The sequence below is a fragment of the Streptomyces fragilis genome (assembly GCF_003112515.1).
Lineage (GTDB): Bacteria > Actinomycetota > Actinomycetes > Streptomycetales > Streptomycetaceae > Streptomyces > Streptomyces fragilis.
In genome coordinates this window covers 285,567-309,174 of sequence record NZ_BEVZ01000003.1, presented here as the reverse complement: position 1 = coordinate 309,174, position 23,608 = coordinate 285,567, and the positions used below count along the sequence as shown (strand labels likewise).

At 73.5% G+C, this 23,608-nt stretch carries 22 protein-coding genes; 12 read left to right on the top strand and 10 right to left on the bottom strand.

Features of this window, described 5'->3' with window-relative positions; all coding sequences use genetic code 11:
- Positions 1-233 precede the first annotated feature (233 nt).
- Positions 234-1,121 (top strand): deoxyribonuclease IV, encoded by an 888-nt coding sequence (locus Sfr03f_RS11980; RefSeq protein WP_108953829.1) that lies wholly within the window; start codon positions 234-236, stop codon positions 1,119-1,121.
- A gap of 74 nt (positions 1,122-1,195) precedes the next feature.
- On the opposite strand, the gene Sfr03f_RS11975 is transcribed toward Sfr03f_RS11980, so the two are convergent.
- Together Sfr03f_RS11975 and Sfr03f_RS11970 are read right to left on the bottom strand one after the other, a co-directional pair.
- Positions 1,196-2,746 (bottom strand): MFS transporter, encoded by a 1,551-nt coding sequence (locus Sfr03f_RS11975; RefSeq protein ID WP_108953828.1) that lies wholly within the window; start codon positions 2,744-2,746, stop codon positions 1,196-1,198.
- A gap of 185 nt (positions 2,747-2,931) precedes the next feature.
- Entirely contained in the window at positions 2,932-3,594 is a 663-nt protein-coding gene (locus tag Sfr03f_RS11970) for a sulfite oxidase-like oxidoreductase (protein ID WP_108953827.1), read from the bottom strand.
- A 183-nt stretch (positions 3,595-3,777) separates the two neighbouring features.
- On the opposite strand from Sfr03f_RS11970, the gene bfr reads away from it, so the two are divergent.
- Positions 3,778-4,272 carry a bacterioferritin gene (gene bfr / locus Sfr03f_RS11965; protein ID WP_108953826.1) on the top strand — a complete coding sequence of 165 codons (495 nt, stop codon included), beginning with the start codon at positions 3,778-3,780 and terminating at the stop codon, positions 4,270-4,272.
- Between the two features lie 105 nt (positions 4,273-4,377).
- On the opposite strand, the gene Sfr03f_RS11960 is transcribed toward bfr, so the two are convergent.
- Positions 4,378-4,701 (bottom strand): (2Fe-2S)-binding protein, encoded by a 324-nt coding sequence (locus Sfr03f_RS11960; protein ID WP_108953825.1) that lies wholly within the window; start codon positions 4,699-4,701, stop codon positions 4,378-4,380.
- Between the two features lie 171 nt (positions 4,702-4,872).
- On the bottom strand, positions 4,873-6,225 hold the full coding sequence (locus Sfr03f_RS11955; protein WP_108953824.1) for a class II 3-deoxy-7-phosphoheptulonate synthase: 1,353 nt from the start codon (positions 6,223-6,225) through the stop codon (positions 4,873-4,875).
- A 302-nt stretch (positions 6,226-6,527) separates the two neighbouring features.
- On the opposite strand from Sfr03f_RS11955, the gene Sfr03f_RS11950 reads away from it, so the two are divergent.
- Positions 6,528-8,540, top strand: coding sequence for an anthranilate synthase family protein (locus Sfr03f_RS11950; protein ID WP_108954077.1), 2,013 nt, complete (start codon positions 6,528-6,530; stop codon positions 8,538-8,540).
- Here the strand turns inward: Sfr03f_RS11950 and Sfr03f_RS11945 are convergent.
- The 4 genes from Sfr03f_RS11945 to Sfr03f_RS11930 form a co-directional block, all read right to left on the bottom strand.
- Positions 8,486-9,502 carry a 2-hydroxyacid dehydrogenase gene (locus Sfr03f_RS11945; RefSeq protein WP_108953823.1) on the bottom strand — a complete coding sequence of 339 codons (1,017 nt, stop codon included), beginning with the start codon at positions 9,500-9,502 and terminating at the stop codon, positions 8,486-8,488. The genes Sfr03f_RS11950 and Sfr03f_RS11945 overlap by 55 nt on opposite strands.
- A gap of 86 nt (positions 9,503-9,588) precedes the next feature.
- Entirely contained in the window at positions 9,589-10,254 is a 666-nt protein-coding gene (locus Sfr03f_RS11940; RefSeq protein ID WP_108953822.1) for a response regulator, read from the bottom strand.
- A gap of 30 nt (positions 10,255-10,284) precedes the next feature.
- The gene (gene macS / locus Sfr03f_RS11935) at positions 10,285-11,478 is read right to left on the bottom strand and encodes a MacS family sensor histidine kinase (RefSeq protein WP_108953821.1); all 1,194 of its coding nucleotides are present in this window, start codon (positions 11,476-11,478) and stop codon (positions 10,285-10,287) included.
- 108 nt (positions 11,479-11,586) lie between these two features.
- Positions 11,587-12,324, bottom strand: coding sequence for a lysophospholipid acyltransferase family protein (locus Sfr03f_RS11930; protein ID WP_108953820.1), 738 nt, complete (start codon positions 12,322-12,324; stop codon positions 11,587-11,589).
- Between the two features lie 179 nt (positions 12,325-12,503).
- Between Sfr03f_RS11930 and Sfr03f_RS11925 the strand changes: the two genes are divergently transcribed.
- Together Sfr03f_RS11925 and Sfr03f_RS11920 are read left to right on the top strand one after the other, a co-directional pair.
- Positions 12,504-13,310: an alpha/beta hydrolase gene (locus Sfr03f_RS11925; protein ID WP_108953819.1), complete on the top strand. Its 807-nt coding sequence runs from the start codon at positions 12,504-12,506 to the stop codon at positions 13,308-13,310.
- A complete protein-coding gene (locus Sfr03f_RS11920; RefSeq protein WP_372514421.1) occupies positions 13,273-13,926 on the top strand; it encodes a hypothetical protein in 654 nt (217 codons plus the stop codon). Before Sfr03f_RS11925 ends, Sfr03f_RS11920 begins: the two co-directional genes overlap by 38 nt.
- A 90-nt stretch (positions 13,927-14,016) precedes the next feature.
- On the opposite strand, the gene Sfr03f_RS11915 is transcribed toward Sfr03f_RS11920, so the two are convergent.
- Positions 14,017-15,816: an AMP-dependent synthetase/ligase gene (locus tag Sfr03f_RS11915; protein ID WP_108953817.1), complete on the bottom strand. Its 1,800-nt coding sequence runs from the start codon at positions 15,814-15,816 to the stop codon at positions 14,017-14,019.
- A 306-nt stretch (positions 15,817-16,122) separates the two neighbouring features.
- Here Sfr03f_RS11915 and Sfr03f_RS11910 point away from each other — a divergent pair, with 306 nt between their 5' ends.
- The 6 genes from Sfr03f_RS11910 (at position 16,123) to Sfr03f_RS11885 (ending at position 21,032) form a co-directional block, all read left to right on the top strand.
- Positions 16,123-16,956 carry a metallophosphoesterase family protein gene (locus tag Sfr03f_RS11910; protein WP_108953816.1) on the top strand — a complete coding sequence of 278 codons (834 nt, stop codon included), beginning with the start codon at positions 16,123-16,125 and terminating at the stop codon, positions 16,954-16,956.
- Positions 16,957-17,049: 93 nt separating this feature from the next.
- The gene (locus Sfr03f_RS11905) at positions 17,050-17,493 is read left to right on the top strand and encodes an SRPBCC family protein (RefSeq protein ID WP_108953815.1); all 444 of its coding nucleotides are present in this window, start codon (positions 17,050-17,052) and stop codon (positions 17,491-17,493) included.
- 19 nt (positions 17,494-17,512) lie between these two features.
- On the top strand, positions 17,513-18,682 hold the full coding sequence (locus Sfr03f_RS11900; RefSeq protein ID WP_108953814.1) for an ArsA family ATPase: 1,170 nt from the start codon (positions 17,513-17,515) through the stop codon (positions 18,680-18,682).
- A gap of 87 nt (positions 18,683-18,769) precedes the next feature.
- Positions 18,770-19,249 carry a DUF5304 family protein gene (locus tag Sfr03f_RS11895; protein ID WP_108953813.1) on the top strand — a complete coding sequence of 160 codons (480 nt, stop codon included), beginning with the start codon at positions 18,770-18,772 and terminating at the stop codon, positions 19,247-19,249.
- Positions 19,250-19,302: 53 nt separating this feature from the next.
- Positions 19,303-20,256 (top strand): ROK family glucokinase, encoded by a 954-nt coding sequence (locus tag Sfr03f_RS11890; RefSeq protein WP_108953812.1) that lies wholly within the window; start codon positions 19,303-19,305, stop codon positions 20,254-20,256.
- Between the two features lie 11 nt (positions 20,257-20,267).
- A complete protein-coding gene (locus tag Sfr03f_RS11885; RefSeq protein WP_108953811.1) occupies positions 20,268-21,032 on the top strand; it encodes an endonuclease/exonuclease/phosphatase family protein in 765 nt (254 codons plus the stop codon).
- A gap of 43 nt (positions 21,033-21,075) precedes the next feature.
- Here the strand turns inward: Sfr03f_RS11885 and Sfr03f_RS11880 are convergent, their stop codons facing one another.
- Positions 21,076-22,419, bottom strand: a complete 1,344-nt coding sequence (locus tag Sfr03f_RS11880) for a glycosyltransferase 87 family protein (protein WP_108953810.1) — start codon at positions 22,417-22,419, stop codon at positions 21,076-21,078.
- Positions 22,420-22,463: 44 nt separating this feature from the next.
- On the opposite strand from Sfr03f_RS11880, the gene Sfr03f_RS11875 reads away from it, so the two are divergent.
- Positions 22,464-23,606: a glycosyltransferase family 4 protein gene (locus tag Sfr03f_RS11875; protein WP_108953809.1), complete on the top strand. Its 1,143-nt coding sequence runs from the start codon at positions 22,464-22,466 to the stop codon at positions 23,604-23,606.
- Positions 23,607-23,608 lie beyond the last annotated feature (2 nt).

Below are 23,608 nucleotides of genomic sequence, written 5' to 3'. Positions count from 1 at the left end.
GTATTGTAAACACTGGGACCACCGTGACTGCACGAGACCAGACCTACCCCGAGAGGTTACTACGGATCGCACTTCGTGGACCGACTGTGCCCCTGGTTGCTGCAGTGACACGGCCAGCTCCGCACTATTGCCTCGATCAGGTATGGTGCAGCGCCGCCAGCCTCTCGTATATTTCTGCGGATGCCACAGCGAGGGATAGGCAGAGAAGACGGCCGTCGTGCCACTCTGGATGGGTGAAGCACGCGTTCCGGAACCCCGTCGGCAGCCACGTTCCCGTCGCCGGTGGCCTCAGCACCGTTGGCCTCCCCTACGCCCGCGAACTCGGCGCCGAGACCGTGCAGGTCTTCGTCGCCAACCCCCGCGGGTGGGCCACCCCCACCGGCAATCCCGCGCAGGACGAGGCGTTCCGCGCCGCGTGCGCGGAGGAGTCGATACCGGCGTACGTCCACGCCCCGTACCTGATCAACTTCGGGTCCCACACCGAGGCCACAGTGGAGCGCTCCGTGGAGTCGCTGCGGCACTCGCTGCGGCGGGGGCGGGAGATCGGGGCGCTCGGGGTTGTCGTGCACACCGGCAGCGCGACCGGGGGTCGGCACCGGTCCGTGGCCCTCAAGCAGGTGCGGGAGCGCATGCTGCCGCTGCTGGACGAGCTGACGCATGACGACGACCCGTTCCTGTTGATCGAGTCGACCGCCGGGCAGGGGTCGTCGCTGTGCTCGCGGGCGGAGGACTTCGGCGCCTACTTCGAGGCCCTGGACGCGCACCCCAAGCTGGGGATCTGCCTGGACACCTGCCACATCTTCGCCGCCGGGCACGACCTGACCGGCCCGCACGGCATGCGGCAGACGCTGGACGAGCTGGTGGCGACGGTCGGGCCGGGGCGGCTAAAGCTGATCCACGCCAACGACTCCAAGGACGTCGTCGGCGCGCACAAGGACCGTCACGCCAACATCGGCGAGGGGCACATCGGCGAGGACCCGTTCCGGGAGCTGATGCGGCACCCGGCGACCGAGGGCGTACCGCTGGTGATCGAGACGCCCGGCGGCAAGGAGGGCCACGCGGCCGACGTGGAGCGGCTGAAGAAGCTGCGGGAGTCGGAGGGTCCGCGCGAGCGACGGTGACGGCAGGGCCTGGTGACCCGAACCCCGCCGAACCGAGCGGCGTGAGCCGACCGGCGCGCCCCCGCGGACCCAGCTCAGGTCCCCGGTGGCGCCGGGGACGCCGGAGGCCCCGGTGCCGCGCCGCTCCGGGACGCCGGACCGGCCGTCACCAGCAGGCCGGCCACCAGCGCGGCGAGCAGCATCGCCCCCACGGTCCACCACAGGGCCTGGGAGAAGCCGTGCACCGCAGCGTCCCGCAGCACGCGGGCCTCCTCGGCCGGTCCCGCCCGGTGGGCGTCCAGGTAGGTGGAGGTGGCGGAGGCGGCGATGGTGTTGAGCAGCGCCGTGCCCAGTGAACCGCCCACCTGCTGCGTCGTGTTGACCATCGCCGAGGTGACGCCGGCGTCCTGCGGGCGGACGCCCAGGGTGGCGGTGGCGAAGATCGGCATGTAGGTCATCCCCATGCCGAGGCCCATCAGCAGCATCCCCGGCAGGACGTGCGTCGCGTAGGCGGAGTCCGCCTCGACGAGGGCGAGCAGCGTCAGGCCCGAGGCCCCGAGCAGCACTCCCGGGACCAGCAGCAGCCGCGGCGGGACGCGCGGCAGCAGACGTGCCGCGACCTGCGTCGAGCCGGTCATGATCGCCGCGGACATCGGCAGGAAGGCCAGCCCGGCCTCCAGGGCGGAGTAGCCGAGGACCTCCTGCAGGTAGTACGTCATGAAGAGGTACACGCCGAACACGCCGATGGTGCCGAAGCTCATGGTGAGGAAGCTGCCCGCCCGGTTCCGGTCGGCCAGCACCCGCAGCGGCAGCAACGGGGTGGGGGTCCGGGTCTGCCAGTAGGTGAAGCAGGCGAGGAGGAGCAGCCCGCCGAGCAGCAGCGCCAGCACCCTCGCGTCCACCCAGCCTCGTGCCTCGGCCTCGGAGAAGCCGTACACGACCGCGACCAGGCCGCCGCAGCCGAGGACCACGCCGGGCACGTCGAGCTTCGCCGCCCGGGTGCCCGGGCGGTCGCGCAGCAGCAGGAGGGTGCCGGCCACCGCGACCAGGGCGATCGGGATGTTGGCGTACAGGCACCAGCGCCAGTCCACGTACTCGGTGAGCACGCCGCCGAGCAGCAGGCCGATCGCGCCGCCGGCGGCCGCCAGGGCTCCGAAGACGCCGAACGCCTTGCTGCGCTCCCGCGGGTCGGTGAACGTCGTGGTCATCAGGGAGAGGGCGGACGGAGCGAGCAGCGCGGCGAACACGCCCTGCAGGGCCCGCGCCGCGAACAGCATGCCGGGCGTCTGGGCCGCGCCGCCGAGCGCGGAGGCCACCGCGAAGCCCACCAGCCCGATGACCAGGGTGCGTTTGCGGCCGACCACGTCGGCGATCCGGCCGCCGAGCAGCAGCAGACCGCCGAAGGCGAGGGTGTAGGCGGTGATCACCCATTGCCGGCTGCCGTCCGACATGTCCAGCGCCCTCTGCGCGGACGGCAGCGCGATGTTCACGATGGTCGAGTCGAGCACCACCATCAGCTGGGCGAGGGCGATGAACACCAGCCCCCACCAGCGGCGCGGATCGGGTAAGCCGTCCGGCCCCTCCGGGGCGGTGGGCGACGTGGTCCGTATCGGTCCCGGGAGGGCGGGGGGAGAGGATTCGTTCATGTCGCGGTCGTCGCTCCTTGGCGGTTGCCGGCGTGCCGGTCTTCCGGTGGACGAGTGCTCGGCGCTCAGTCCACCAGATCGCCGGAGGCGACGGCGCGCGCTGTCAGCGGCGTGACAGGCGGGTGTCAGCGGCTCCGGGGCCCGACGGTCCGGATCCGTTCCCGGCGGGCGGCCCGGGACAGGGCCTAGAGGTCAGGGCCCTCACCCGGTTCCTCCTGGTAGGAGTACCGCTGTTCCTTCCACGGGTCGCCCACGTTGTGGTACCCCCGCTCCTCCCAGAACCCGCGCCGGTCAGTCGTCATGTACTCGACGGCGCGGACCCACTTGGGGCCCTTCCAGGCGTACAGGTGGGGGACGATCAGCCGCAGCGGGAAGCCGTGCTCGGCGGTGAGGAGCTCGCCGTCCTTGTGGGTGGCGAAGATGCTCCGCTCGTCGGCGAAGTCCGACAGCCGCATGTTGGAGCTGAAGCCGTACTCGGCCCACACCATCACATGGGTGACGTCGGGGGCGGGCGGCGCGGCCTCCAGGACGACCCGGGCGGGCACCCCGCTCCACTCGGCGCCGATCATGCTGAAGCGGGTGACGCAGTGCAGGTCGGCCACCACGGTGCTGCGCGGCAGGGCGCCGAACTCGGTGTGGGTCCAGGAGTGCTTGGACCCGTCCGCGGTGGCGCCGAAGACCTGGAACTCCCACCGCTCCGGGCGGAACCGGGGCACCGGGCCGTAGTGCGTCACCGGCCAGCCGCGCTGCAGCCGCTGCCCGGGGGGAAGTTCCGGCTGGGGAAGTCCCGGCGGGGGAAGTTCCGGCTGTGCCGCTTCCCCGGACGCGTGTTCCTCCGGCTGACCCATGTCACCCATCCTGACAGACCCGTCACGGGCCGGAGGAACCGCCTCGGCCGACCGGGGGGCAAAAGGTATCGAAGACGGGTAAGTGTGCACTTACTGGACGTGACGACGGCTGGTTGTCATCATGCGGGCGCAGCAGTCTCGCAGCACCCGTCCCATCGATCCGCGTCTGGAAGGACCCGCCGCATGCAGGGCGACCCCGAGGTCATCGAGTTCCTCAACGAGCAGCTGACCGCCGAGCTGACGGCGATCAACCAGTACTTCCTGCACTCCAAGATCCAGGACCACAAGGGCTGGACGAAGCTGGCCCGGTACACCCGCGCGGAGTCCTTCGACGAGATGCGGCACGCGGAGGTGCTCACCGAGCGCATCCTGATGCTGGACGGGCTGCCGAACTACCAGCGGCTCTTCCACGTGCGCGTCGGCCAGAGCCTCACCGAGATGTTCGAGGCGGACAAGCAGGTGGAGGTGGAGGCGATCGACCGGCTGCGGCGCGGCGTCGAGGTGATGCGCGCGAAGAACGACATCACGTCCGCGAACATCTTCGAGGCGATCCTGGCGGACGAGGAGCACCACATCGACTACCTGGACACCCAGCTGGAGCTCATCGAGAAGCTGGGCGAGTCGCTGTACATCTCGACGGTGATCGAGCAGAGCCAGCCGGACTCCCAGGCGGGCTGAGACGGCCGCGGGACGAGCTGAGACGGCCGCGGGACGAGCCGACCCCCCGGGCGGCCCCCAGGAGGTGTCGACCCTCAGGCGTCGACCCTCAGACCTCGGCGGCCCTCAGGCCGCGTCGGGAAGGGCGTGCGGGAGGACGGCCGGGCGGGGCAGCGGCTCGACGCCCCGGCCGGGAGCACCGGCCTCCCCGGGGCCTTCGGCGGGAAGCCCGCCGGGCGCGGCCAGCGCCTCGGAGGGGCGGCCCTGCTCGATGAGCTCACGGCGGGGGCAGGAGCCTCGGCCGAGGATGGCCTGGATCCGCTTGACGCAGCCGCCGCAGTCGGTGCCGGCCTTGCAGGCGGAGGCGATCTGGCGGGGGGTGCACGCACCGTTCTCGGCGTGGCGCTTGACCTGCTCCTCGGTCACGCCGAAGCAGCTGCACACGTACACGTCGCTCCACCCCCGTCCTGGGATCGCTGGCCGGTCGCGCCGCACGGGATCGGAACCATCCGTTCCGCTTGTGAGGCAAACCTAACCTAACCCACGGCTTTGCGCCCGGGAAGACCGATGGGGCGCGGATCCCTGTGATCCGCGCCCCATCGTCATGCCGTCGTCAGCCGGTCACTGCGAGCGGTACATCTCCGCCACCAGGAACGCCAGGTCCAGCGACTGGCTGCGGTTGAGCCGCGGGTCGCAGGCCGTCTCGTAGCGCTGGTGCAGGTCGTCGACGAAGATCTCGTCGCCGCCGCCCACGCACTCGGTGACGTCGTCGCCGGTCAGCTCCACGTGGATGCCGCCGGGGTGGGTGCCGAGCTCCTTGTGGACCTCGAAGAAGCCCTTGACCTCGTCGAGCACGTCGTCGAAGCGGCGGGTCTTGTGGCCGGAGGCGGCCTCGAAGGTGTTGCCGTGCATCGGGTCCGTCACCCAGGCGACCGTCGCGCCGGAGGCGGTGACCTTCTCGACCAGCTCGGGGAGCTTGTCGCGGACCTTGTCCGCGCCCATGCGGACGATGAAGGTCAGCCGGCCCGGCTCGCGCTCCGGGTCGAGGCGCTCGATGTACTGCAGCGCGTCCTCGGCCGTGGTGGTGGGGCCGAGCTTGATGCCGATCGGGTTCTGGATCTTCGACGCGAACTCGATGTGCGCGTGGTCCATCTGCCGGGTCCGCTCGCCGATCCAGACCATGTGGCCGGAGACGTCGTAGAGCTTGCCGGTGCGCGAGTCCACCCGGGTCAGGGCGGTCTCGTAGTCCATCAGCAGCGCCTCGTGCGAGGCGTAGAACTCGACGGTCTTGAACTCCTCGGGGTCCGTGCCGCAGGCCCGCATGAAGTTCAGCGCGTTGTCGATCTCCCGGGCGAGCTGCTCGTAGCGCTGGCCGGAGGGGGAGGACTTCACGAAGTCCTGGTTCCAGGCGTGCACCTGCCGCAGGTCGGCGTAACCGCCGGTGGTGAAGGCGCGCACCAGGTTGAGCGTGGAGGCGGAGGCGTTGTACATCCGCTTCAGGCGCTCGGGGTCGGGGATCCGGGACTCCTCGGTGAAGTCGAAGCCGTTCACCGAGTCGCCGCGGTACACCGGCAGCGTCACGCCGTCGCGCGTCTCCATCGGCTTGGAGCGCGGCTTGGAGTACTGGCCGGCGATCCGGCCGACCTTCACCACCGGCACCGAGGCCGCGTAGGTGAGGACGGCGCCCATCTGCAGCAGCGTCTTGAGCTTCGCGCGGATCTGCTCGGCGCCCACGCCGTCGAAGGACTCCGCGCAGTCGCCGCCCTGGAGCAGGAACGCGTCCCCCTTGGCGACGGCCGCCATGCGGGCCTTCAGCTGGTCGCACTCGCCGGCGAAGACCAGCGGCGGGTAGCTCTCGAGCTCCGTGACGACCTTGCTCAGGGCCTCCTGGTCGGGATACTCCGGCTGCTGGGCAGCGGGCAGGTCTCGCCAGGTGGGCACGAAGGTAGCAGGGCTCTCAAGGTTCACGGTCACGTCAGCAAGGGTACGGGCTCGCCCCGGGCACGCCGACGGGAGCCCACACTGTGGGACGACGCGTCCATTCCCCGCACACCCGCCGCCGCGCTCCGGTAGGGTTCGGGCCGTGTCAGCACACGCGCAGCACCGGAACTGGTGGTGGACCGTCCCTTCGGCGGCCCACTGACTGCGCGTATCCAGACTTCGCGAAGGCCGCCCGAGGGGCGGCCTTCGGTGTTCTTGCGAGTTCTCGCGACCGGGCCGCTCCTCCCCACCACTTCCCCCACGGAGGAGCACCCGACATGGACGACACGAACGCCATGGACCTCTCGCTGCTGTCCGGCGACGGCCGCCCGTTCGCCCTGCTGCGCCGCCGCGCCCCCGGCCGTGACCACGACCTCGTCGAGGTGCTGGTCGGTCCGGTGGCCGAGTACGAGAAGCTGGCCGACCTGCCGGAGCGGGCGCTGGCCCTGGTGCCGTTCCGGCAGATCCGCGAGCGCGGCTTCGACGTCCGCGACGACGGCACGCCGCTGCTGGCGCTGACCCCCGAGGAGTCGTACGAGATCCCGCTCGCCGACGCGCTGGACCAACTGCCCGCGCACGAGGTGCGGGTCGAGGACGGCGGCTTCGACCAGGACGACGCCTCCTACGCGCGCACCGTCGAGCGCGTGCTGCGCGAGGAGATCGGGCGCGGCGAGGGCGCCAACTTCGTGATCCGGCGCACCTACCGCGGCCGGATCGACGGCTTCGGGGCGGCCGACGCGCTGGCCCTGTTCCGGCGGCTGCTGGAGGGCGAGCGCGGCGCGTACTGGACGTTCGTGGTGCACACCGGGGACCGCACGCTGGTCGGGGCCAGCCCGGAGGTGCACGTGCGGATGTCCGGGCAGGCCGTGGTGATGAACCCCATCAGCGGCACCTACCGCTACCCGGTCGGCGGACCCACCCCCGAGGACCTGCTGCGGTTCCTGGACGACCCCAAGGAGACCGAGGAGCTGTCCATGGTGGTGGACGAGGAGCTCAAGATGATGTGCACGGTCGGCGACGTGGGCGGGGTGGTGGTCGGGCCGAGGCTCAAGGAGATGGCGCACCTGGCGCACACCGAGTACGAGCTGCGCGGCCGCTCCACGCTGGACGTCCGCGAGGTGCTGCGGGAGACCATGTTCGCCGCCACGGTGACCGGCTCGCCGGTGCAGAACGCCTGCCGGGTGATCGAGCGGCACGAGCGGGACGGCCGCGGCTACTACGCGGGCGCGCTCGCCCTGCTGGGCCGGGACGCGGGCGGCGCGCAGACGCTGGACTCCCCCATCCTGATCCGCACCGCGGACGTCGCCGCCGACGGCACGCTGCGGGTGGGCGTCGGGGCGACGCTGGTGCGCGGCTCCGACCCGGCCGGCGAGGTGGCCGAGACGCACGCCAAGGCGGCCGGGGTGCTGGCCGCGCTGGGCGTGCGGCCGGGGCGGCCGCGGGAGGAGCGGGCGGCACCCCGGCTGGGCGAGGACCCGCGGGTGCGGGCCGCGCTGGACTCCCGGCGGGCGGGGCTGGCGCCGTTCTGGCTGCGGATGCGCGAGCGTCCCGAGGACGGCAAGGCCGGCGCGGCCGCGCTCACCGGGCACGCGCTGGTGGTCGACGCGGAGGACACGTTCACCGCGATGCTGGCCCACCTGCTGCGCTCGCTCGGCCTGACGGTGACCGTGCGCCGCTTCGACGAGCCGGGGCTGCGCGAGGCGGTGCTCGGCCATCCGGGGCCGGTGGTCCTCGGCCCCGGCCCGGGCGATCCGGGGGACGCCGCCGACCCGCGGATGCGGTTCCTGCGCGGCCTGACGGCCGAGGTGCTGCGGGACCGTCCGCACGGGGTGCTGGGCGTGTGCCTGGGCCACGAGCTGATCGCGGCCGAGCTGGGCCTGGAGATCGTCCGCAAGCGGGTGCCGTACCAGGGGGCGCAGACCACGCTCGACCTGTTCGGGCGGCCGGAGACGGTCGGCTTCTACAACAGCTTCGTCGCCCGCTGCGACGACGCGGCCGCCGCCGAGCTCGCCGCGCACGGCGTGGAGGTGGTCCGGGACGTGGACGCGGACGGCGAGGTGCACGCGTTGCGCGGACCCGGGTTCGCCGGGGTGCAGTTCCACCCGGAGTCGGTGCTCACCGTGCGCGGCATCGACGTGGTGCGCGAACTGCTGGACCACGTCGTGCACACGGCAGTGGTGCGCGCGGCGGGCGGCCCGGCGGGCACGGCGGGCGACGCCATCGCTCAGGCAGGCCCGGCGGGCGGTGCCGTCGGTCAGGCGGACGGCCTGGGCGCGAGCACGTTCTCCGAGCGGCGGCCGGCCAGGTAGTCCACCACGTTCGACGCGGTGGTGTGCGCGATCTGCGCCACCGCGTCGGCCGTGTAGTAGGCCTGGTGGCCGGTGACCAGGACGTTGGGGAAGGTGACCAGGCGGGCCAGGGTGTCGTCGTCGACGAAGTCCAGCGACTTGTCGAGGAAGAACAGGCCCTCCTCCGCCTCGTAGACGTCCAGGCCCACCCCGGTGAAGCGGCCGGCCCGCAGTTCGGCGACCAGCGCGGCGGTGTCCACCAGGCCGCCGCGGCTGGTGTTCACCAGGATCGCGTCGTCCTTCATGGTCCGCAGCGCGTCCGCGTCGATGAGGTGCTGGGTCTCGGGGGTGAGCGGCACGTGCAGGGTGATCAGGTCGGAGCGGGCCAGCAGCTCCGCGGCCGGGACGTAGGTCATGCCCAGTTCCAGGCACTCGGGGTTCTCGTTGATGTCCCAGCCCAGCAGCCGCATGCCGAAGCCGTGGGCGATCCGGGCGAAGGCCGCGCCGATCTTCCCCGTGCCGATCACTCCGGCGGTGCGGCCGTGCAGGTCGCGGCCCATCAGGCCGCTGATGCGGAAGTCGAAGTCGCGGGTGCGGCGGGCGGCGCGCGCGATGTGCCGGTCGCAGGCGAGGGCCAGCGCCCAGGCGTGCTCGGCGACCGAGTACGGCGAGTAGGCGGAGACCCGCGCGACGGTCATGCCCAGCTGCTCGGCGGCGGGCAGGTCGATGTTGTTGAAGCCGGTGGAGCGCTGGGCGATCAGCCGGGTCCCGCCGGCCGCGAGCGCCCGCAGCACCTCGCGGTCCAGCACCGCGTTGACGGGGCTGACCACCACCTCGTGGTCGAGGGCCAGGGCGGCGGTGTCCGCGTCGAGGTTGACGTCCAGGCAGCGCAGTTCGTGCCCGAGCGGACTCACCGCCTGGGCGAACGCCGCCTCCAGCAGCGGCTTCTCGTCGTACTGGACTCCGAACGCGAGGATCTCCATGCAGCCGACCCTACGAGCCCTCGCCCGTGGTCGCGAACGGCCGAGGGTCCTTCTCGGCCAGGGCCCATCGGCCCCGGCCGGGCCGGTCAGTCCTCGTCCAGGCCGGTCTCGATGGCGTAGCGCACCAGTTCCACCCGGTTGTGCAGCTGGAGCTTGCCGAGGGTGTTCTGGACGTGGTTCTGGACGGTCCGGTGGGAGATCACCAGCCGCTCGGCGATCTGCTTGTACGACAGTCCCTTGGCGACCAGGCGCAGCACCTCGGTCTCGCGGTCGGTGAGCCGGGGCGCGGGCGTGGCGGGGGCCGGCTCGGGCGGGCCGGCGGCCAGCCGCCGGAACTCGCCGAGCACCAGTCCGGCCAGGCCGGGGGTGAAGACGGCCTCGCCGACGGCGGTGCGGCGGACCGCGTCGAGCAGTTCCTCGGTGGACGCGGACTTGACCAGGTAGCCGGTGGCTCCGGACTTCACCGCCTCCAGCACGTCGGCGTGCTCGCCGCTGGCCGAGAGCACCAGCACCCGCAGCGAGGGGTCGGCGCCCACCAGTTCGCGGCAGACCTCGACGCCCGGCTTGAGCGGCAGGTTGAGGTCGAGCACCAGCACGTCGGGCCGGACCGCGCGGGCCCTGCGCACGGCCTGCTCGCCGTCGCCGGCGGTGGCCACCACCTCGAGCCCGGCGCCCGCCAGGTCCCGGGCGACCGCGTCGCGCCACATCGGGTGGTCGTCGACCACCATCACCTTCAACGGGCTCTCCCCCATCGGTTCAGCTCTCCTCGTGTGCGCAGGCCGTCAGGCCTTCGGGACCCTCAACTCGACCTCGGCGCCCTGGCCGGGGACCGAGTACAGCTCCGCGGTGCCGCCCAGGTCGCGCAGCCGGCCGCGGATGGACTGGGCGACCCCCAGTCTCCCCTCCCGTTCGGCGGCGTCGAGCCGGCCGGCCGGGATGCCGGGGCCGTCGTCGCGGACGGTGACGATCACCTGGTCGGGTTCGTCCTCCAGCAGGATCCAGGCCCGCGCCTGTTCGCCGGCGTGCGCCCGGACGTTGTCCAGCGCGGCGCCGACCGCGGCGGACAGTTCACGCGCCACGCGGGCCGGCAGTTCCACCGGGGTGCCGGGCTCGGCCAGGGCGATGCGGGGGCCGGTGGCGTGCCCTGCCAGCAGGGCGCGCACGTCGACGGGGGCGTCGGGGTCCTCCTCGGCGTCGCCCGGGCCCGCGTCCCGGCGCGGGCCACCGGCCGGCAGGGCGCGCGGGACGGCGTCGCGGGGGCCGGGCAGTCCGCGGGAGATCAGGGCGCGCAGCGCGGACTCCTGCTCGCCGGCCAGCCGCACCAGTTCCACGGTGTCCGCCCCGCCGCCGGTGACGCCGTCGGCCGCCCGTCTGCGGATCATGGCGAGCACCTGGAGCACGCCGTCGTGGATGTCGCGGGCCAGCCGCTCCCGCTCGCGGGTGGCGGCCTCGATCTCCAGGGCGCGGGCCAGTGTCCGCTCGGAGGCGCGGGCCACCTCGACGACGTAGCCGATGGCGATGGCGGCGACCCAGACGAGGATGACGTTGTGCAGGGTGTCGCGGGTGGGCGCGCCGCGTTCCACCAGGTTGGCGGCGGCCACCAGGGTGGAGGCGAAGGCCGCCCACCGCCAGCCGCCCTTGACCGCGAAGGCCAGCACCGATCCGGCGGTCCATATCGACGGCAGGGTGGGGCCGCCGGCGTGGATGCGGGAGGCCGAGTCGGCGAGCGGGGTGAGCAGGATGCCGACGACGGCGATGGTCAGGTCGACGCCCAGGAAGGCGCGGGTGCAGCTGCGGGCGTCGGAGACCTTGCGCACGGTGGCCAGCGTCCACACCGCCAGCACCACGTAGTAGCCGACGGCCAGGCCCGGCCGCACGAACTGGTGGTAGGCCGAGGCGAACAGGCCGACGGCGTAGAGCATCGTCAGCACCCGGTAGGCGGTCAGCGCCTGCCAGAGCGGCTGCTCGACCGACATCCTGCCGCGCGGTTCCCCCGTCACGTCGTCTCCCCCGTGCCACCGCACCGTTCCCGGCCGGTCTCCCCCGTACGACCCGTCCCCGGCGCGGGCCGCGCCGGGGGCCCGTCAGCTGCCGTCCGAGGCCTTGGCCCCGGCAGTTGCCTCCGCGCGCTCGGCCGCCTTCGCGGCCTTGGCGGCCTCCGCCAGCTGCCGCTTGGCGGCGGTGGCGTACATGTCGACGTACTCCTGGCCGGAGAGCTTCATCAGCTCGTACATGACCTCGTCGGTCACGGCGCGCAGCACGAACCGGTCGTTGTCCATGCCCTGGTAGCGGCTGAAGTCCAGCGGCTTGCCGATCCGGATGCCCGGGCGCATCAGCTTGGGCATCGCCCGGCCGGGCGGCTGGATCTTCTCGGTGTCGATCATCGCGACCGGGATGACGGGGGCGCCGGTGGCCAGCGCCACCCGGGCCAGCCCGCCGGGCTTGCCGCGGTACAGGCGGCCGTCGGGCGAACGGGTGCCCTCGGGGTAGATGCCGAAGAGGCCGCCGTTCTCGATCACCTTGATGCCGCTGCGGATCGCGGCCTCGCCGGCGCCGCGGCCGCCCTCGCGGTCCACCGGGAGCTGGCCGACGCCCTTCATGAAGGCGGCCGTGAGGCGTCCCTTGACGCCGGGGGTGGTGAAGTACTCCGCCTTGGCGATGAAGGTGACCTTCCGGTCGAGCATCACGGGCAGGAAGATGGAGTCCGAGAAGGACAGGTGGTTGCTCGCGAGGATCGCGGGCCCCTCGGCCGGGACGTTCTCCAGGCCCTCGACCCAAGGCCTGAACGCGACTTTCACCGGTGCCCCGATGATCGCCTTCATTATTTCGTAGATCACCCGACTGCCCTCCTGTGCATCGGGTCCGAACCTTATCCCGAGGCCGCGGCAAACGCTCGACGCCCCTGGCCGGTGCAGGCACGGTCGCGTACGGTGAAGTACCCACTCCACCCCTGTGCCGTGCGGGTACCCGCAGGCACGACTCAGTCACGAGGAGACCGAAGGTGCCGGTCCTTCCCGGAGCCGAGCCGTTCCGCCACGACGGCGGGGAGATCGGCGTGCTGCTCTGTCACGGCTTCACCGGTTCGCCGCAGTCCATGCGTCCCTGGGCGGAGTACCTCGCCGGGCGCGGCCTGACCGTGTCCCTGCCGCTGCTGCCGGGACACGGCACGCGGTGGGAGGACATGCAGGTCACCGGCTGGCAGGACTGGTACGCGGAGGTCGACCGCGCGCTGCGGGAGCTCACCGCGCGCTGCGAGAAGGTCTTCGTGTGCGGCCTGTCGATGGGCGGAGCGCTCGCCCTGCGGCTGGCCGCGAAGCACGGCGACGCGGTGAGCGGGCTGGTGCTGGTCAACCCGGTGAACAAGGTGCACGGGGCGGCCGCCCGGGTGCTGCCGGTGGTGCGCCACCTGGTGCCGGCCACCAAGGGGCTGACCAGCGACATCAAGAAGCAGGGCGTGCTGGAGACCGGCTACGCCAAGGTGCCGCTGCACGCCGCGTACTCGCTGGCGGTGTTCCTGCGGATGCTGGACGGCGAGCTGCCGCAGGTGACGCAGCCGCTCCTGCTGCTGCACAGCGCGGTCGACCACGTGGTCTCTCCGGCGGACTCGGCGCGGATCCTCGCGCGGGTCTCCTCGGTGGACACCACGGAGGTCGTGCTGGAGGACAGCTACCACGTGGCGACGCTGGACAACGACGCCGAGCGGATCTTCGAGCGGAGCGCGGCGTTCGTGGAGCGACTGGCTTCCGGGGCGCGGGGCGCGGGGCCCGGCGATCCGGGCGACCGGGAAGGGACGGCCCCCGTTGGCTGAGGACGGCGCCGGGCGGGACCCGGACCAGGAGCAGGACCCCGACCTTCCCGCGTTCGACGAGAAGGCCGCCTGGGAGGCGATCGTCGCCTCCTACGGCGAGGAGCCGCCGGACCCGCCGGGGGTGAGACCGTACCGCCCCGTGCGGGACCTGGCGCTGCCGGAACCGGACGAGGGCGGGGACGCGGGGCTCGCCGGCACCGGTGCCGCCACCGCCGCCGCGGAGGGTGAGGCGGGGGCCGAGCCGGAGCCGGACTCCGAGCCGCGGCCGCTGGGCGGGTCCGTGACGTTCGCGCCCGGCGTGGGCGCGGGGGCCACGGCGACGGCGCCGCCGGCCGGTCCGCGGGACTTCGAGCTCGCGGAGCCGGCGGAGGAGGACCACTTCGTCCCGCCGGAGCCGCCGCCGCTTCCGGAGGCGGACGCGACGGCCAGGTTCGCCTGGCTCGGCGTGATCGGCGGGCCGGTGCTGCTGCTGCTCGCGGTGCTGCTGGGGTGGCACATGTCCTGGTGGCTCACGACGCTGTGCGTCGGCGGCTTCCTCGGCGGCGCGGTGGCCCTGGTCATGCGCATGGACCCCGACGCCGACGACGACGACCCCGGCCGCGGCGCCGTCGTCTGACCTGTGCCTGTGCCCCGGGCGTACGGGACCTGACGCGACGGGGCCCGGGTCACCTGGACCCGGGCCCCGTAGGCGTAGTACGCGTGGGCGTCAGCGCTGGTAGAGCGCCTCGATCTCGTCGGCGAAGTCCTTCGCGACGACGTTCCGCTTCAGCTTGAGCGACGGCGTGAGGTGCCCGGACTCCTCGGAGAACTGCGCCGGCAGCACCCGGAACTTGCGCACCGACTCCGCCTTGGAGACCGCCGCGTTCCCGTCGTCGACCGCCGACTGGACCGCCGCCAGCAGGTCCGCGTCGTCGCACAGCTCGGCCGCGGTGGTCCCCTCCGGCTTGCCGTGCTCGGCGCACCAGCGGCCGAGGAACTCCTCGTCCAGCGTGACCAGCGCGGCGACGAACGGCTTGCCGTCGCCGACGACCATGCACTCGGCGACCAGCGCGTTCGCCCGGATCCGGTCCTCGATCACCGCGGGGGCGACGTTCTTGCCGCCGGCCGTGACGATGATCTCCTTCTTCCGGCCGGTGATCCGCAGGTAGCCGTCCTCGTCGAGGGTGCCGAGGTCGCCGGTGTGGAACCAGCCGTCCTCCAGCGCCTCCGCGGTGGCCGCCTCGTTGTTCCAGTAGCCGCTGAAGATGTGCTCGCCGTGCAGCAGCACCTCGCCGTCGTCGGCGATGCGGACGACCGAGCCCGGCAGCGGCTGACCGACCGTGCCGATCTTCTGCTTGTCCCACGGGTTGAAGGCGGTCGCCGCGGCGGACTCGGTGAGGCCGTAGCCCTCGAGGATGGTGAAGCCGATGCCGCGGAAGAAGTGGCCGAGCCGCTCGCCGAGCGGCGCGCCGCCGGAGACCGCGTACTCGCCGCGGCCGCCGAGGACCGCGCGCAGCTTGGAGTAGACGAGCTTGTCGAAGACCTTGTACTTGACGCGCAGGCCGAAGGACGGGCCCGACGGGTCGTCCAGGGCGCGGCTGTAGGCGATGGCGGTGGCCGCGGCCTTGTCGAAGATCTTGCCCTTGCCGTCGGCCTGCGCCTTGGCGCGGGCCGAGTTGTAGACCTTCTCGAAGACCCGCGGGACGCCGAGTATCAGCGTCGGGCGGAACGAGGCCAGCTCGTCGGTGAGGTTCTTGATGTCGGGGACCAGGCCCAGGCGGATCGGCGCGAGCATCGCCGCGACCTCGACCAGCCGGCCGAAGACGTGGGCGAGCGGGAGGAACAGCAGCACGGAGCAGCGGCCGGTGTCGAACAGCGGGCCGAGGCGCTCGACGGCGTTGCCGGCCTCCGCGAACCAGTTGCGGTGCGTGAGCACGCAGCCCTTGGGGCGGCCGGTGGTGCCGGAGGTGTAGACGATGGTCGCCGGGTCGTCGGCCTTGGCGGAGCGGGCGCGCTCCTCGAGGGTGTCCTCGGACACGTCCTGGCCGAGCCGGCCGAGCTCCTCGACGGCGCCGTCGTCGAGCTGCCAGACGTGCTTGAGCGCCGGGAGGGCCCCGCGGACCTGCTCCACGCTCGCCTCGTGCAGCGGCGTCTCCACCACGACGGCGGTGGCGCCGGAGTCGCCGAGTATCCACTGGATCTGCTCGGGGGAGCTGGTCTCGTAGACCGGCACGGTGACCGCGCCCGCGCTCCAGATCGCGAAGTCCAGCAGCGTCCACTCGTAGCGGGTGCGGGAGATCAGCGCCACCCGGTCGCCGGGCTGCACGCCCGCCCCGATGAGGCCCTTGGCCGCGGTGTTCACCTCGGCGAGGAACCGCTCGGCCGTGACGTCCTGCCAGGCTCCGGCGTCGTCCTTGCGGGCGATCACCGCGGTGCCGGGGTGCTGCGCGGCGTTTCTGCGGACCAGATCGGTCAGGTTGCCGTCCGCGGGGACTTCGTAGAGAGCCGGAAGGCTGAACTCGCGCAAGACTGCTGCTCCTCATTGGCGCCGACGCCACGACGTTGTGTGAGTGCGACGGTGCGGTCCATGGCTGGGGCGCGTGCCGGAAAGGGTACGGACATGGTCCGCCCCTGGACCTGGCACTACGGGACCGACCGGACGTTACTCCTGGGTATGTTCGCTCCGAAAGAGCGTCCGGCTCCGATGTTCGCCGCGTCACACGACTGGTGTTCCGTTGCGCACAGTAGTCCACGCCATTCTCGAGGTGCCAGAGTAACCGCAGGTCCGACCGCCTCTGTTCACGGTTGCACCACACGCCTAGGCTTCGTCGGCATGGCAGCGACACCCCTCGGCGACCGGGTCCGACGCCCCGGCGCCGGCACCGGCAGCACCCGCGCCACCCGCGTCCACGTGGTGAGCGACGTGCACGGCAACACCCGTGACCTGGCGAGGGCGAAGGACGGCGCCGACGCGCTGATCTGCCTCGGCGACCTGATCCTCTTCCTGGACTACGCCGACCACTCCCGCGGGATCTTCGGCGACCTCTTCGGCCGCGAGAACGCCGAGCACATCGTCGCGCTGCGCACCGCCCGCCGCTTCGAGGAGGCGCGCGAGTTCCAGGCCGGACTGTGGGCGGCGCAGGACGAGGACCGGTCGGTGCTGATCGAGCGGGCGGTCCGCCGGCAGTACGCCGAGCTGTTCGCGGCCATGCCCGCCCCGACGTACGCCACCTACGGCAACGTCGACGTCCCCGGTCTGTGGCCGGAGTACGCCCGGGAGGGCACCACCGTCCTGGACGGGCAGCGGGTGGAGATCGGCGGCTGGACCTTCGGCTTCGTCGGCGGCGGCCTGCGCACCCCGATGAGGACCCCGTTCGAGATCGACGACGAGGAGTACGAGGCCAAGCTGGCCGCGCTCGGCGAGGTGGACGTGCTGTGCACGCACATCCCGCCGGAGGTCCCCGACCTGGTCTACGACACGGTGGCCCGGCGCTTCGAGCGCGGCAGCCGCGCCCTGCTGGACGTGATCCGCCGCACACGGCCGCGCTACTCGCTCTTCGGTCACGTCCACCAGCCGCTGCGGCAGCGGATGCGCGTCGGGTCCACGGAGTGCGTGAACGTCGGTCACTTCGCGAGCACCGGCCGGCCGTGGGCGCTGGAGTTCTGAGCCGCCCGCCCCGACGCGGCTCGGGCCCGTTGGCCCGCGCGCGGTAGCCTGCATCCGCAGACCTGCCCGGCCGGACCTGGAGGAGCTACGGCGATGGCGGAACACACCAGCTCGAACATCACCATCGGGGCCGCACCGGCCGCTGTGATGGAGGTGATCGCCGACTTCGCCCGCTACCCCGAGTGGACCGGTGAGGTGAAGGAGGCCGAGGTCGTCGCGACCGACGCCCAGGGCCGCGCGGAGCAGGTCAGGCTGGTGATGGACGCCGGTGCGATCAAGGACGACCAGACGCTGGCCTACACCTGGAAGGGCGCCGACGAGGTGTCCTGGACCCTGGTGAAGTCGCAGATGCTCCGCTCCCTGGACGGCACCTACGCCCTGCGCGACCTGGGCGACGGCTCCACCGAGGTCACCTACACCCTCACCGTGGACGTCAAGATCCCCATGCTGGGCATGATCAAGCGCAAGGCCGAGAAGGTCATCATCGACCGGGCGCTGGCCGGCCTGAAGAAGCGCGTCGAGTCGAAGGCGGCCTAGGACCGGGTCTCCCCCGCTCATGCGGATCTTGCTGATCACCGGTCCCGGCGGATCCGGCCGGACCACGGTGGCCGCCGCCACCGCCCTGCGCGCCGCCCGCGAGGGCGCCCGCACCCTCCTGCTGACCTGCGACGACGCCCTGCCCGCGGGGCTGGTGCCCGGCGGCGTCCCCGGCCTCGCCGTGCGCCTGACCGACTCCGCCGAGGGGTTCCGGGACGTGCTCACCGCCCTCCAGGAGCAGGGCGGGGCCGCCCTGGACCTGCTCGGCGCGCGCCCGCTGGAGCGCGACGAGATCACCCCGCTGCCCGGCGCCCGCGAGCTCGCCGTCCTGGCGGCCGTGCGCGAGGCGGCCCGCTCCGGCGCCCACGACCTGCTGGTCGTCGACCTCCCCGCCGCCCCCGAGGCCCTCGCCCTGCTCGCGCTGCCCGGCGAGCTGCGCCGCTACCTGCGCCGGCTGCTCCCGCAGGAGCGGCAGGCGGCCCGTGCGCTGCGGCCGCTGCTGGGCCGGCTGGCCGGGGTGCCCATGCCGTCGGAGCGGCTGTACGAGTCCGCCGCCCGCTGGGACGAGCAGCTCGCGCAGGTCGAGGACCTGCTGGGGCGGGCCGAGGTGCGGCTGACCGCCGAACCCGGACCGTCCGCCGTCGAGGCGGTGCGCGCCGCCGTGCTCGGCCTCGCCCTGTACGGCCTGCGCCCCGGGGCGCTGCTGGCCACCCGGGTGGTGCCCGACGCGAGCCCCGACACCTGGCTGACCGTGCTGGCCGCCCAGCAGCGCAAGGCCCTCGACGAGTGGACCGCGGCGGGCCTGCCCGTCCACGCCGTCCCGCACCTGGGCCGCGAGCCGCGCGGCGCCGACGACCTGACCGCCCTCGGCGTGCCGGGCGCCGCCGTCACCGCGGCGTCCGCCGCCGGGGCGGCCGGGTCGTGCTCCGTCGAGCGGCCGGTGGAGGACCGGAGCGCCGAGGACGGCTCCCTGGTCTGGCGGATCCCGCTGCCCGGCGCGGTCCGCGAGGAGCTGGAGCTGGTCCGCCGGGGCGACGAGCTGCTGCTCGCCGCGGGCCGCTTCCGCCGGGCCCTCCCCCTGCCCCCGGCGTTGCGCCGCTGCGCGGTGACCGGGGCGGCGCTGCGCGAGGGCGTGCTCGCCGTGCGGTTCGTCCCGGACCCCGCGGTGTGGCCTTCCGCGGAGCGCTGAACGGCGCCCGGGCGCGGGGAGTACGGTCGGAGGTGTCCGAGCCCTCCACCGACGCGGGGGCGAGCGAGAACGGGAGAAGGGTCCGGGATGAGCGAGAAGCCAGAGGGACGCACCGGCGACTCCGACGCCTGGGCCGACGCCTGCGCCGAGGACCTGCGGGCCGAGCGGGAACGCCACCGCGAGCGCCGGGGCGGCGACGACGGGACGGGTTCGGCGGCCGAGGAACTGCGCAAGCTGGCCTCCGCGGTCGCCGACCGGCTGGCCTCCTTCCAGGGGCAGGCGCAGCTGCTGGGCGCCGCCGAGCAGGTCGTGCGGCAGGCCAGGGCCGCGGTGGAGCCGGTGGTGGAGCGCAACCCTGAGGTCTTCCGTCATCTGGCCGCGGCCGGCTCCGAGCTCCTCGCCGCCTACCGCAGTGCCGTGCAGTCCCAGGAACGCCGCTGGACCGCAGGTGAGCAGCGTCCCGCCGACCGTCCCGGCGGCTCCTCCCAGGCCCCTTCCGCCGACCGTCCGAGGGACGACGGCGAGGACGGCGGGCCCGCCGGAGGACAGCGGATCGACGTGGACTGATCGCCCTCCGGTACCGTAAGCCCCAGCGGGCACGACCATTTACCGAGGGACACATGGGACTCACCATCGGCGTCGACATCGGCGGCACCAAGATCGCGGCGGGAGTCGTCGACGAGGATGGCAACATCCTCTCGACCTTCAAGGTGCCGACCCCCGACACGGCCGAGGCCATCGTCGACGCCATCGCGTCCGCGGTGGACGGCGCCCGGGCCGGCCACCAGATCGTCGGCGTGGGCATCGGCGCCGCCGGCTACGTCGACCGGCAGCGGTCGACGGTCTACTTCGCGCCCAACATCGACTGGCGCCAGGAGCCGCTCAAGGCGAAGGTGGAGGCCCGCGTGGACCTCCCCGTCGTCGTCGAGAACGACGCGAACGCGGCGGCCTGGGGCGAGTACCGGTTCGGTGCGGGCCGGGAGAACCGCAACGTCATCTGCATCACCCTGGGCACCGGCCTGGGCGGCGGCATCATCATCGGCGACAAGCTGCGCCGCGGTCACTTCGGTGTGGCCGCCGAGTTCGGCCACATGCGGATGGTGCCGGACGGCCTGCTGTGCGGCTGCGGCAAGCAGGGCTGCTGGGAGCAGTACGCCTCCGGGCGCGCCCTGGTCCGCTACGCCAAGCAGCGCGCCTCGGCCACCCCGGGCAACGCGGAGCTGCTGCTCTCCCTGGGCGACGGCACGCCCGAGGGCATCGAGGGCAAGCACATCTCCACCGCCGCCCGGCAGGGCGACCGGGTGTCCGTGGACTCCTACCGGGAGCTGGCCCGCTGGGTCGGCGCGGGCCTGGCCGACCTGGCCTCGCTCTTCGACCCGGAGGCCTTCATCATCGGCGGCGGCCTGTCCGACGAGGGCGAGCTGCTGCTCGAGCCGGTCCGCAAGTCCTACCGGCGCTGGCTGGTGGGCGGCGGCTGGCGTCCGGTCGCCGAGGTGAACGCGGCGACGCTGGGCGGCAAGGCGGGCCTGGTGGGCGCGGCCGACCTGGCCCGGCAGCCCGCGGCCCCGATGTAGGCCCGCGCCCGGTGACGGCCGACGCGCTTCCCCCGCTTCCGGCGACCCGGACCGAGGCCGACGGGTCGGCCGTGGTCCGGGCGCTGTCCTACAACGTGCGGTCGATGCGCGACGACACGGCGGCGCTGGCCCGGGTGATCCGGGCCTGCGCTCCGGACCTGGTGCTGGTGCAGGAGGCCCCGCGGTTCGCGGGCTGGCGCAGGCGGCTGGCGCGGCTGGCCCGGGAGTCGGGCCTGGTGGTGCTCTCCGGCGGCGCCCCCGCCGCCGGGCCCGCCCTGCTGTGCTCCCTGCGGACCGTGGCCGAACGCACGGAGGACGTGCTGCTGCCGCTGACGCCCGGTCTGCACCGGCGGGGGTTCGCGACGGCGGTGGTGCGGTTCGGGCGCTCCGCCCGGCTCGGCGTCCTCAGCTGTCACCTCTCCCTGCAGTCCGCCGAGCGGTACGAGCAGGGCGGGATGCTGCTGGAGCGGGTCCGTTCGCTGGGGGTCCCGCACGTCCTGGCGGGCGGCGACCTCAACGAGCGGCCCGGCGGACGCACCTTCCGCCGGGTCGCGGGCGAGCTGCGGGACTGCCGTCCGGCGGCCCCCTGGGGCGGGGAGTTCACCTCCCCCGCGCACGACCCGGTGCAGCGCATCGACGCCCTCTTCACCACCCCGGGGATCGAGGTCCTCGGCTGCGGCGTCCCCACCGGCCTGCCCGGTGTCACCCCGGCCGACCTCCGCGCCGCCACGGACCACCTCCCGGTCCTGGCGGCCCTGCGGGTGCCCGCGGCCTGACCGGCGTGCCCGGCCGGCCCGTGGGCGACGTCCGCGGGCGGGCTCAGCCGGTCGGCAGGGACTCCCGCGGCGGTTCCCGGTCGTCGTCGGAGCCGCCGGCCCCTTCCGGCGCCGGGGCGGAGCGGTCCCCGCCGCCCACCGTGAGCTCCCACAGGCGGTCCGCCGCCATCAGGGTCGCGGCGACCAGCAGTCCGTTGCGCAGGAACAGCAGCACCAGCCCGAGCGGCGTGCTGCTCACGACGTCGCCGAAGTAGAGCGGGAACTCCACCAGCGTCACCCCGCTGGCCGCGACCAGCACCCAGGCGGCCGGACCCACCCCGCTGCCGCGGAAGGTCACGCACACCGCCGCGACGCCCACCAGCCACACCAGGTACTGCGGGCTGATCACCCGGCTGGTGACCGTGAACATCAGGACCGCCACCAGAGCCGCCAGCGCCGGGACCGCCGGTCCCCACACGATCCGCTCCGAGGACGCCCCCAGCGCGCCGGGCCGGGCCCGCCAGCGCCAGAACAGCAGCCAGCCGAAGACGGCCACGGTGAGCACCATCGCCCCGCGGCTCACCGTCTCCACGTGCGGGCCGATGAACTCCATCGAGCCGTAGTTGAGCAGCACCTGCCCCTGCCACCCGTACTGGCGGGCGACGTGCAGGACCAGCGCGCCCAGCGACTCGACCTCGGTGCCGCGGTCGCGCTGGAAGGTGAGGAAGGCGAAGGCGCCGGGCATCGCCAGCGCGAAAGCGGCCGCCACCACGGCCGCGGTGACCACCGTCCACACCCAGGTGGTCCTGCGCAGCACACCGGCCAGCAGCAGCGCGGGCCACACCTTGAGCATCGCGCCGAACCCGATCAGCGCCCCCGCCAGCCGGGGCCGGCGGGCCAGGGCGAGCAGGCCGCCGACGGCGACGACGGTGACCATCACGTCGTAGCGGGCGTACACGGTGGGCCCGAGCAGCGGCACGCCGGCCGTCCACACCCAGGCGCCGTGCCGGGACCGCCCGCTCCCCCGCCCGGCGCGCAGCAGCAGCGCGAAGCCGGCCGCGTCGGCCAGGAAGGCGAGGACGAAGAACGCGTGCGCGTACTCCAGCCAGGGCAGCACCGCCGGGGAGAGGATCGCCAGCGCGGCGGCCGGCGGGTACTGCCAGGTGATGTCCGTCTGGGGGAACGTTCCCTCACTCAGCACCCGGTACCAGTTCTGGTACGTCACGTGGACGTCGGAGGTGACGTCCGGCCCGGGCATCACCCACACCTTGAAGACCAGGAGGAGCAGCACCGCCCGCGAGGCGAGCCACAGGGCCCACAGCGCCCAGGTGGCGGCCGCCGGGGTGGGCGCCGGGTCGGGAGCGGGGGCGGTGGCGGACGGGGGGTGCGTGGGGCCCTTGGTCTGCATGCGGCCATGATTCCCCATGCGCCCGTTGGATAGGGTCGTCCGCGATGCACAAGACGCTGATCGTGACCAATGACTTCCCTCCGCGCCCCGGAGGCATCCAGGCGTTCCTGCACAACATCGCGCTGCGCCTGGATCCGGAGCGGTTCGTGGTGTACGCGTCCACCTGGAAGCGCGGCCGCGAAGGTGCCGAGGCCACCGCCGAGTTCGACGCCGAGCAGCCGTTCCGGGTGGTGCGGGACCGCACCACGATGCTGCTGCCGACCCCGGGCGCCACCCGCAGGGCCGTGGGCCTGCTGCGTGAACACGGCTGCACCTCGGTGTGGTTCGGGGCCGCGGCCCCGCTGGGGCTGATGGCCCCAGCGCTGCGGAAGGCGGGCGCCACCCGGCTGGTCGCCACCACCCACGGCCACGAGGCGGGCTGGGCGCAGCTGCCCGCGGCCCGGCAACTGCTGCGGCGGATCGGTGAGTCCACCGACGTCATCACCTACCTGGGCGAGTACACGCGCTCGCGGATCGCGGACGCGCTCACCCCCCAGGCGGCCGCGCGGATGGTCCAGCTGCCGCCGGGCGTGGACGAGAGGACCTTTCACCCGGGCTCCGGCGGCGACAAGGTGCGCGCCCGGCTGGGTCTCACCGACCGGCCGGTGGTGGTCTGCGTGTCGCGGCTGGTGCCGCGCAAGGGGCAGGACACGCTGATCCGGGCGATGCCGATGGTCCTGGCCGCCGAGCCGGACGCGGTGCTGCTGGTGGTCGGCGGCGGCCCGTACGAGAAGGACCTGCGGAAACTGGCCCGGGAGACCGGAGTGGAGCGCTCGGTGGTCTTCACCGGCTCGGTGCCGTGGTCGGAGCTGCCGGCCCACTACGGGGCGGGCGACGTGTTCGCCATGCCGTGCCGGACCCGGCGGGGCGGGCTGGACGTCGAGGGCCTGGGCATCGTCTACCTGGAGGCGTCGGCGACGGGCCTCCCGGTGGTGGCCGGCGACTCCGGCGGCGCCCCGGACGCCGTCCTCGACGGGGAGACCGGCTGGGTGGTCCCCGGCGGCTCGCCCGCGGACGCCGCGGAGCGGATCGTCACGCTCCTCGGCGACGCGGAGCTGCGGCGCCGGATGGGCGAGCGGGGCCGCGCCTGGGTCGAGGAGCGGTGGCGCTGGGACCTCCTCGCCGACCGCCTCCGCGACCTGCTCTGACC

Excerpts from the sequence above, each read along its gene's own strand:
- Sfr03f_RS11975 (WP_108953828.1), bottom strand. The coding sequence starts at position 2,746 with ATGAACGAATCCTCTCCCCCCGCCCTCCCGGGACCGATACGGACCACG.
- Sfr03f_RS11970 (WP_108953827.1), bottom strand. The coding sequence starts at position 3,594 with ATGGGTCAGCCGGAGGAACACGCGTCCGGGGAAGCGGCACAGCCGGAA.
- bfr (WP_108953826.1), top strand. The coding sequence starts at position 3,778 with ATGCAGGGCGACCCCGAGGTCATCGAGTTCCTCAACGAGCAGCTGACC.
- Sfr03f_RS11950 (WP_108954077.1), top strand. The coding sequence starts at position 6,528 with ATGGACCTCTCGCTGCTGTCCGGCGACGGCCGCCCGTTCGCCCTGCTG.
- Sfr03f_RS11945 (WP_108953823.1), bottom strand. The coding sequence starts at position 9,502 with ATGGAGATCCTCGCGTTCGGAGTCCAGTACGACGAGAAGCCGCTGCTG.
- Sfr03f_RS11940 (WP_108953822.1), bottom strand. The coding sequence starts at position 10,254 with ATGGGGGAGAGCCCGTTGAAGGTGATGGTGGTCGACGACCACCCGATG.
- macS (WP_108953821.1), bottom strand. The coding sequence starts at position 11,478 with ATGTCGGTCGAGCAGCCGCTCTGGCAGGCGCTGACCGCCTACCGGGTG.
- Sfr03f_RS11930 (WP_108953820.1), bottom strand. The coding sequence starts at position 12,324 with ATGAAGGCGATCATCGGGGCACCGGTGAAAGTCGCGTTCAGGCCTTGG.
- Sfr03f_RS11910 (WP_108953816.1), top strand. The coding sequence starts at position 16,123 with ATGGCAGCGACACCCCTCGGCGACCGGGTCCGACGCCCCGGCGCCGGC.
- Sfr03f_RS11905 (WP_108953815.1), top strand. The coding sequence starts at position 17,050 with ATGGCGGAACACACCAGCTCGAACATCACCATCGGGGCCGCACCGGCC.
- Sfr03f_RS11900 (WP_108953814.1), top strand. The coding sequence starts at position 17,513 with ATGCGGATCTTGCTGATCACCGGTCCCGGCGGATCCGGCCGGACCACG.
- Sfr03f_RS11895 (WP_108953813.1), top strand. The coding sequence starts at position 18,770 with ATGAGCGAGAAGCCAGAGGGACGCACCGGCGACTCCGACGCCTGGGCC.
- Sfr03f_RS11890 (WP_108953812.1), top strand. The coding sequence starts at position 19,303 with ATGGGACTCACCATCGGCGTCGACATCGGCGGCACCAAGATCGCGGCG.
- Sfr03f_RS11880 (WP_108953810.1), bottom strand. The coding sequence starts at position 22,419 with ATGCAGACCAAGGGCCCCACGCACCCCCCGTCCGCCACCGCCCCCGCT.
- Sfr03f_RS11875 (WP_108953809.1), top strand. The coding sequence starts at position 22,464 with ATGCACAAGACGCTGATCGTGACCAATGACTTCCCTCCGCGCCCCGGA.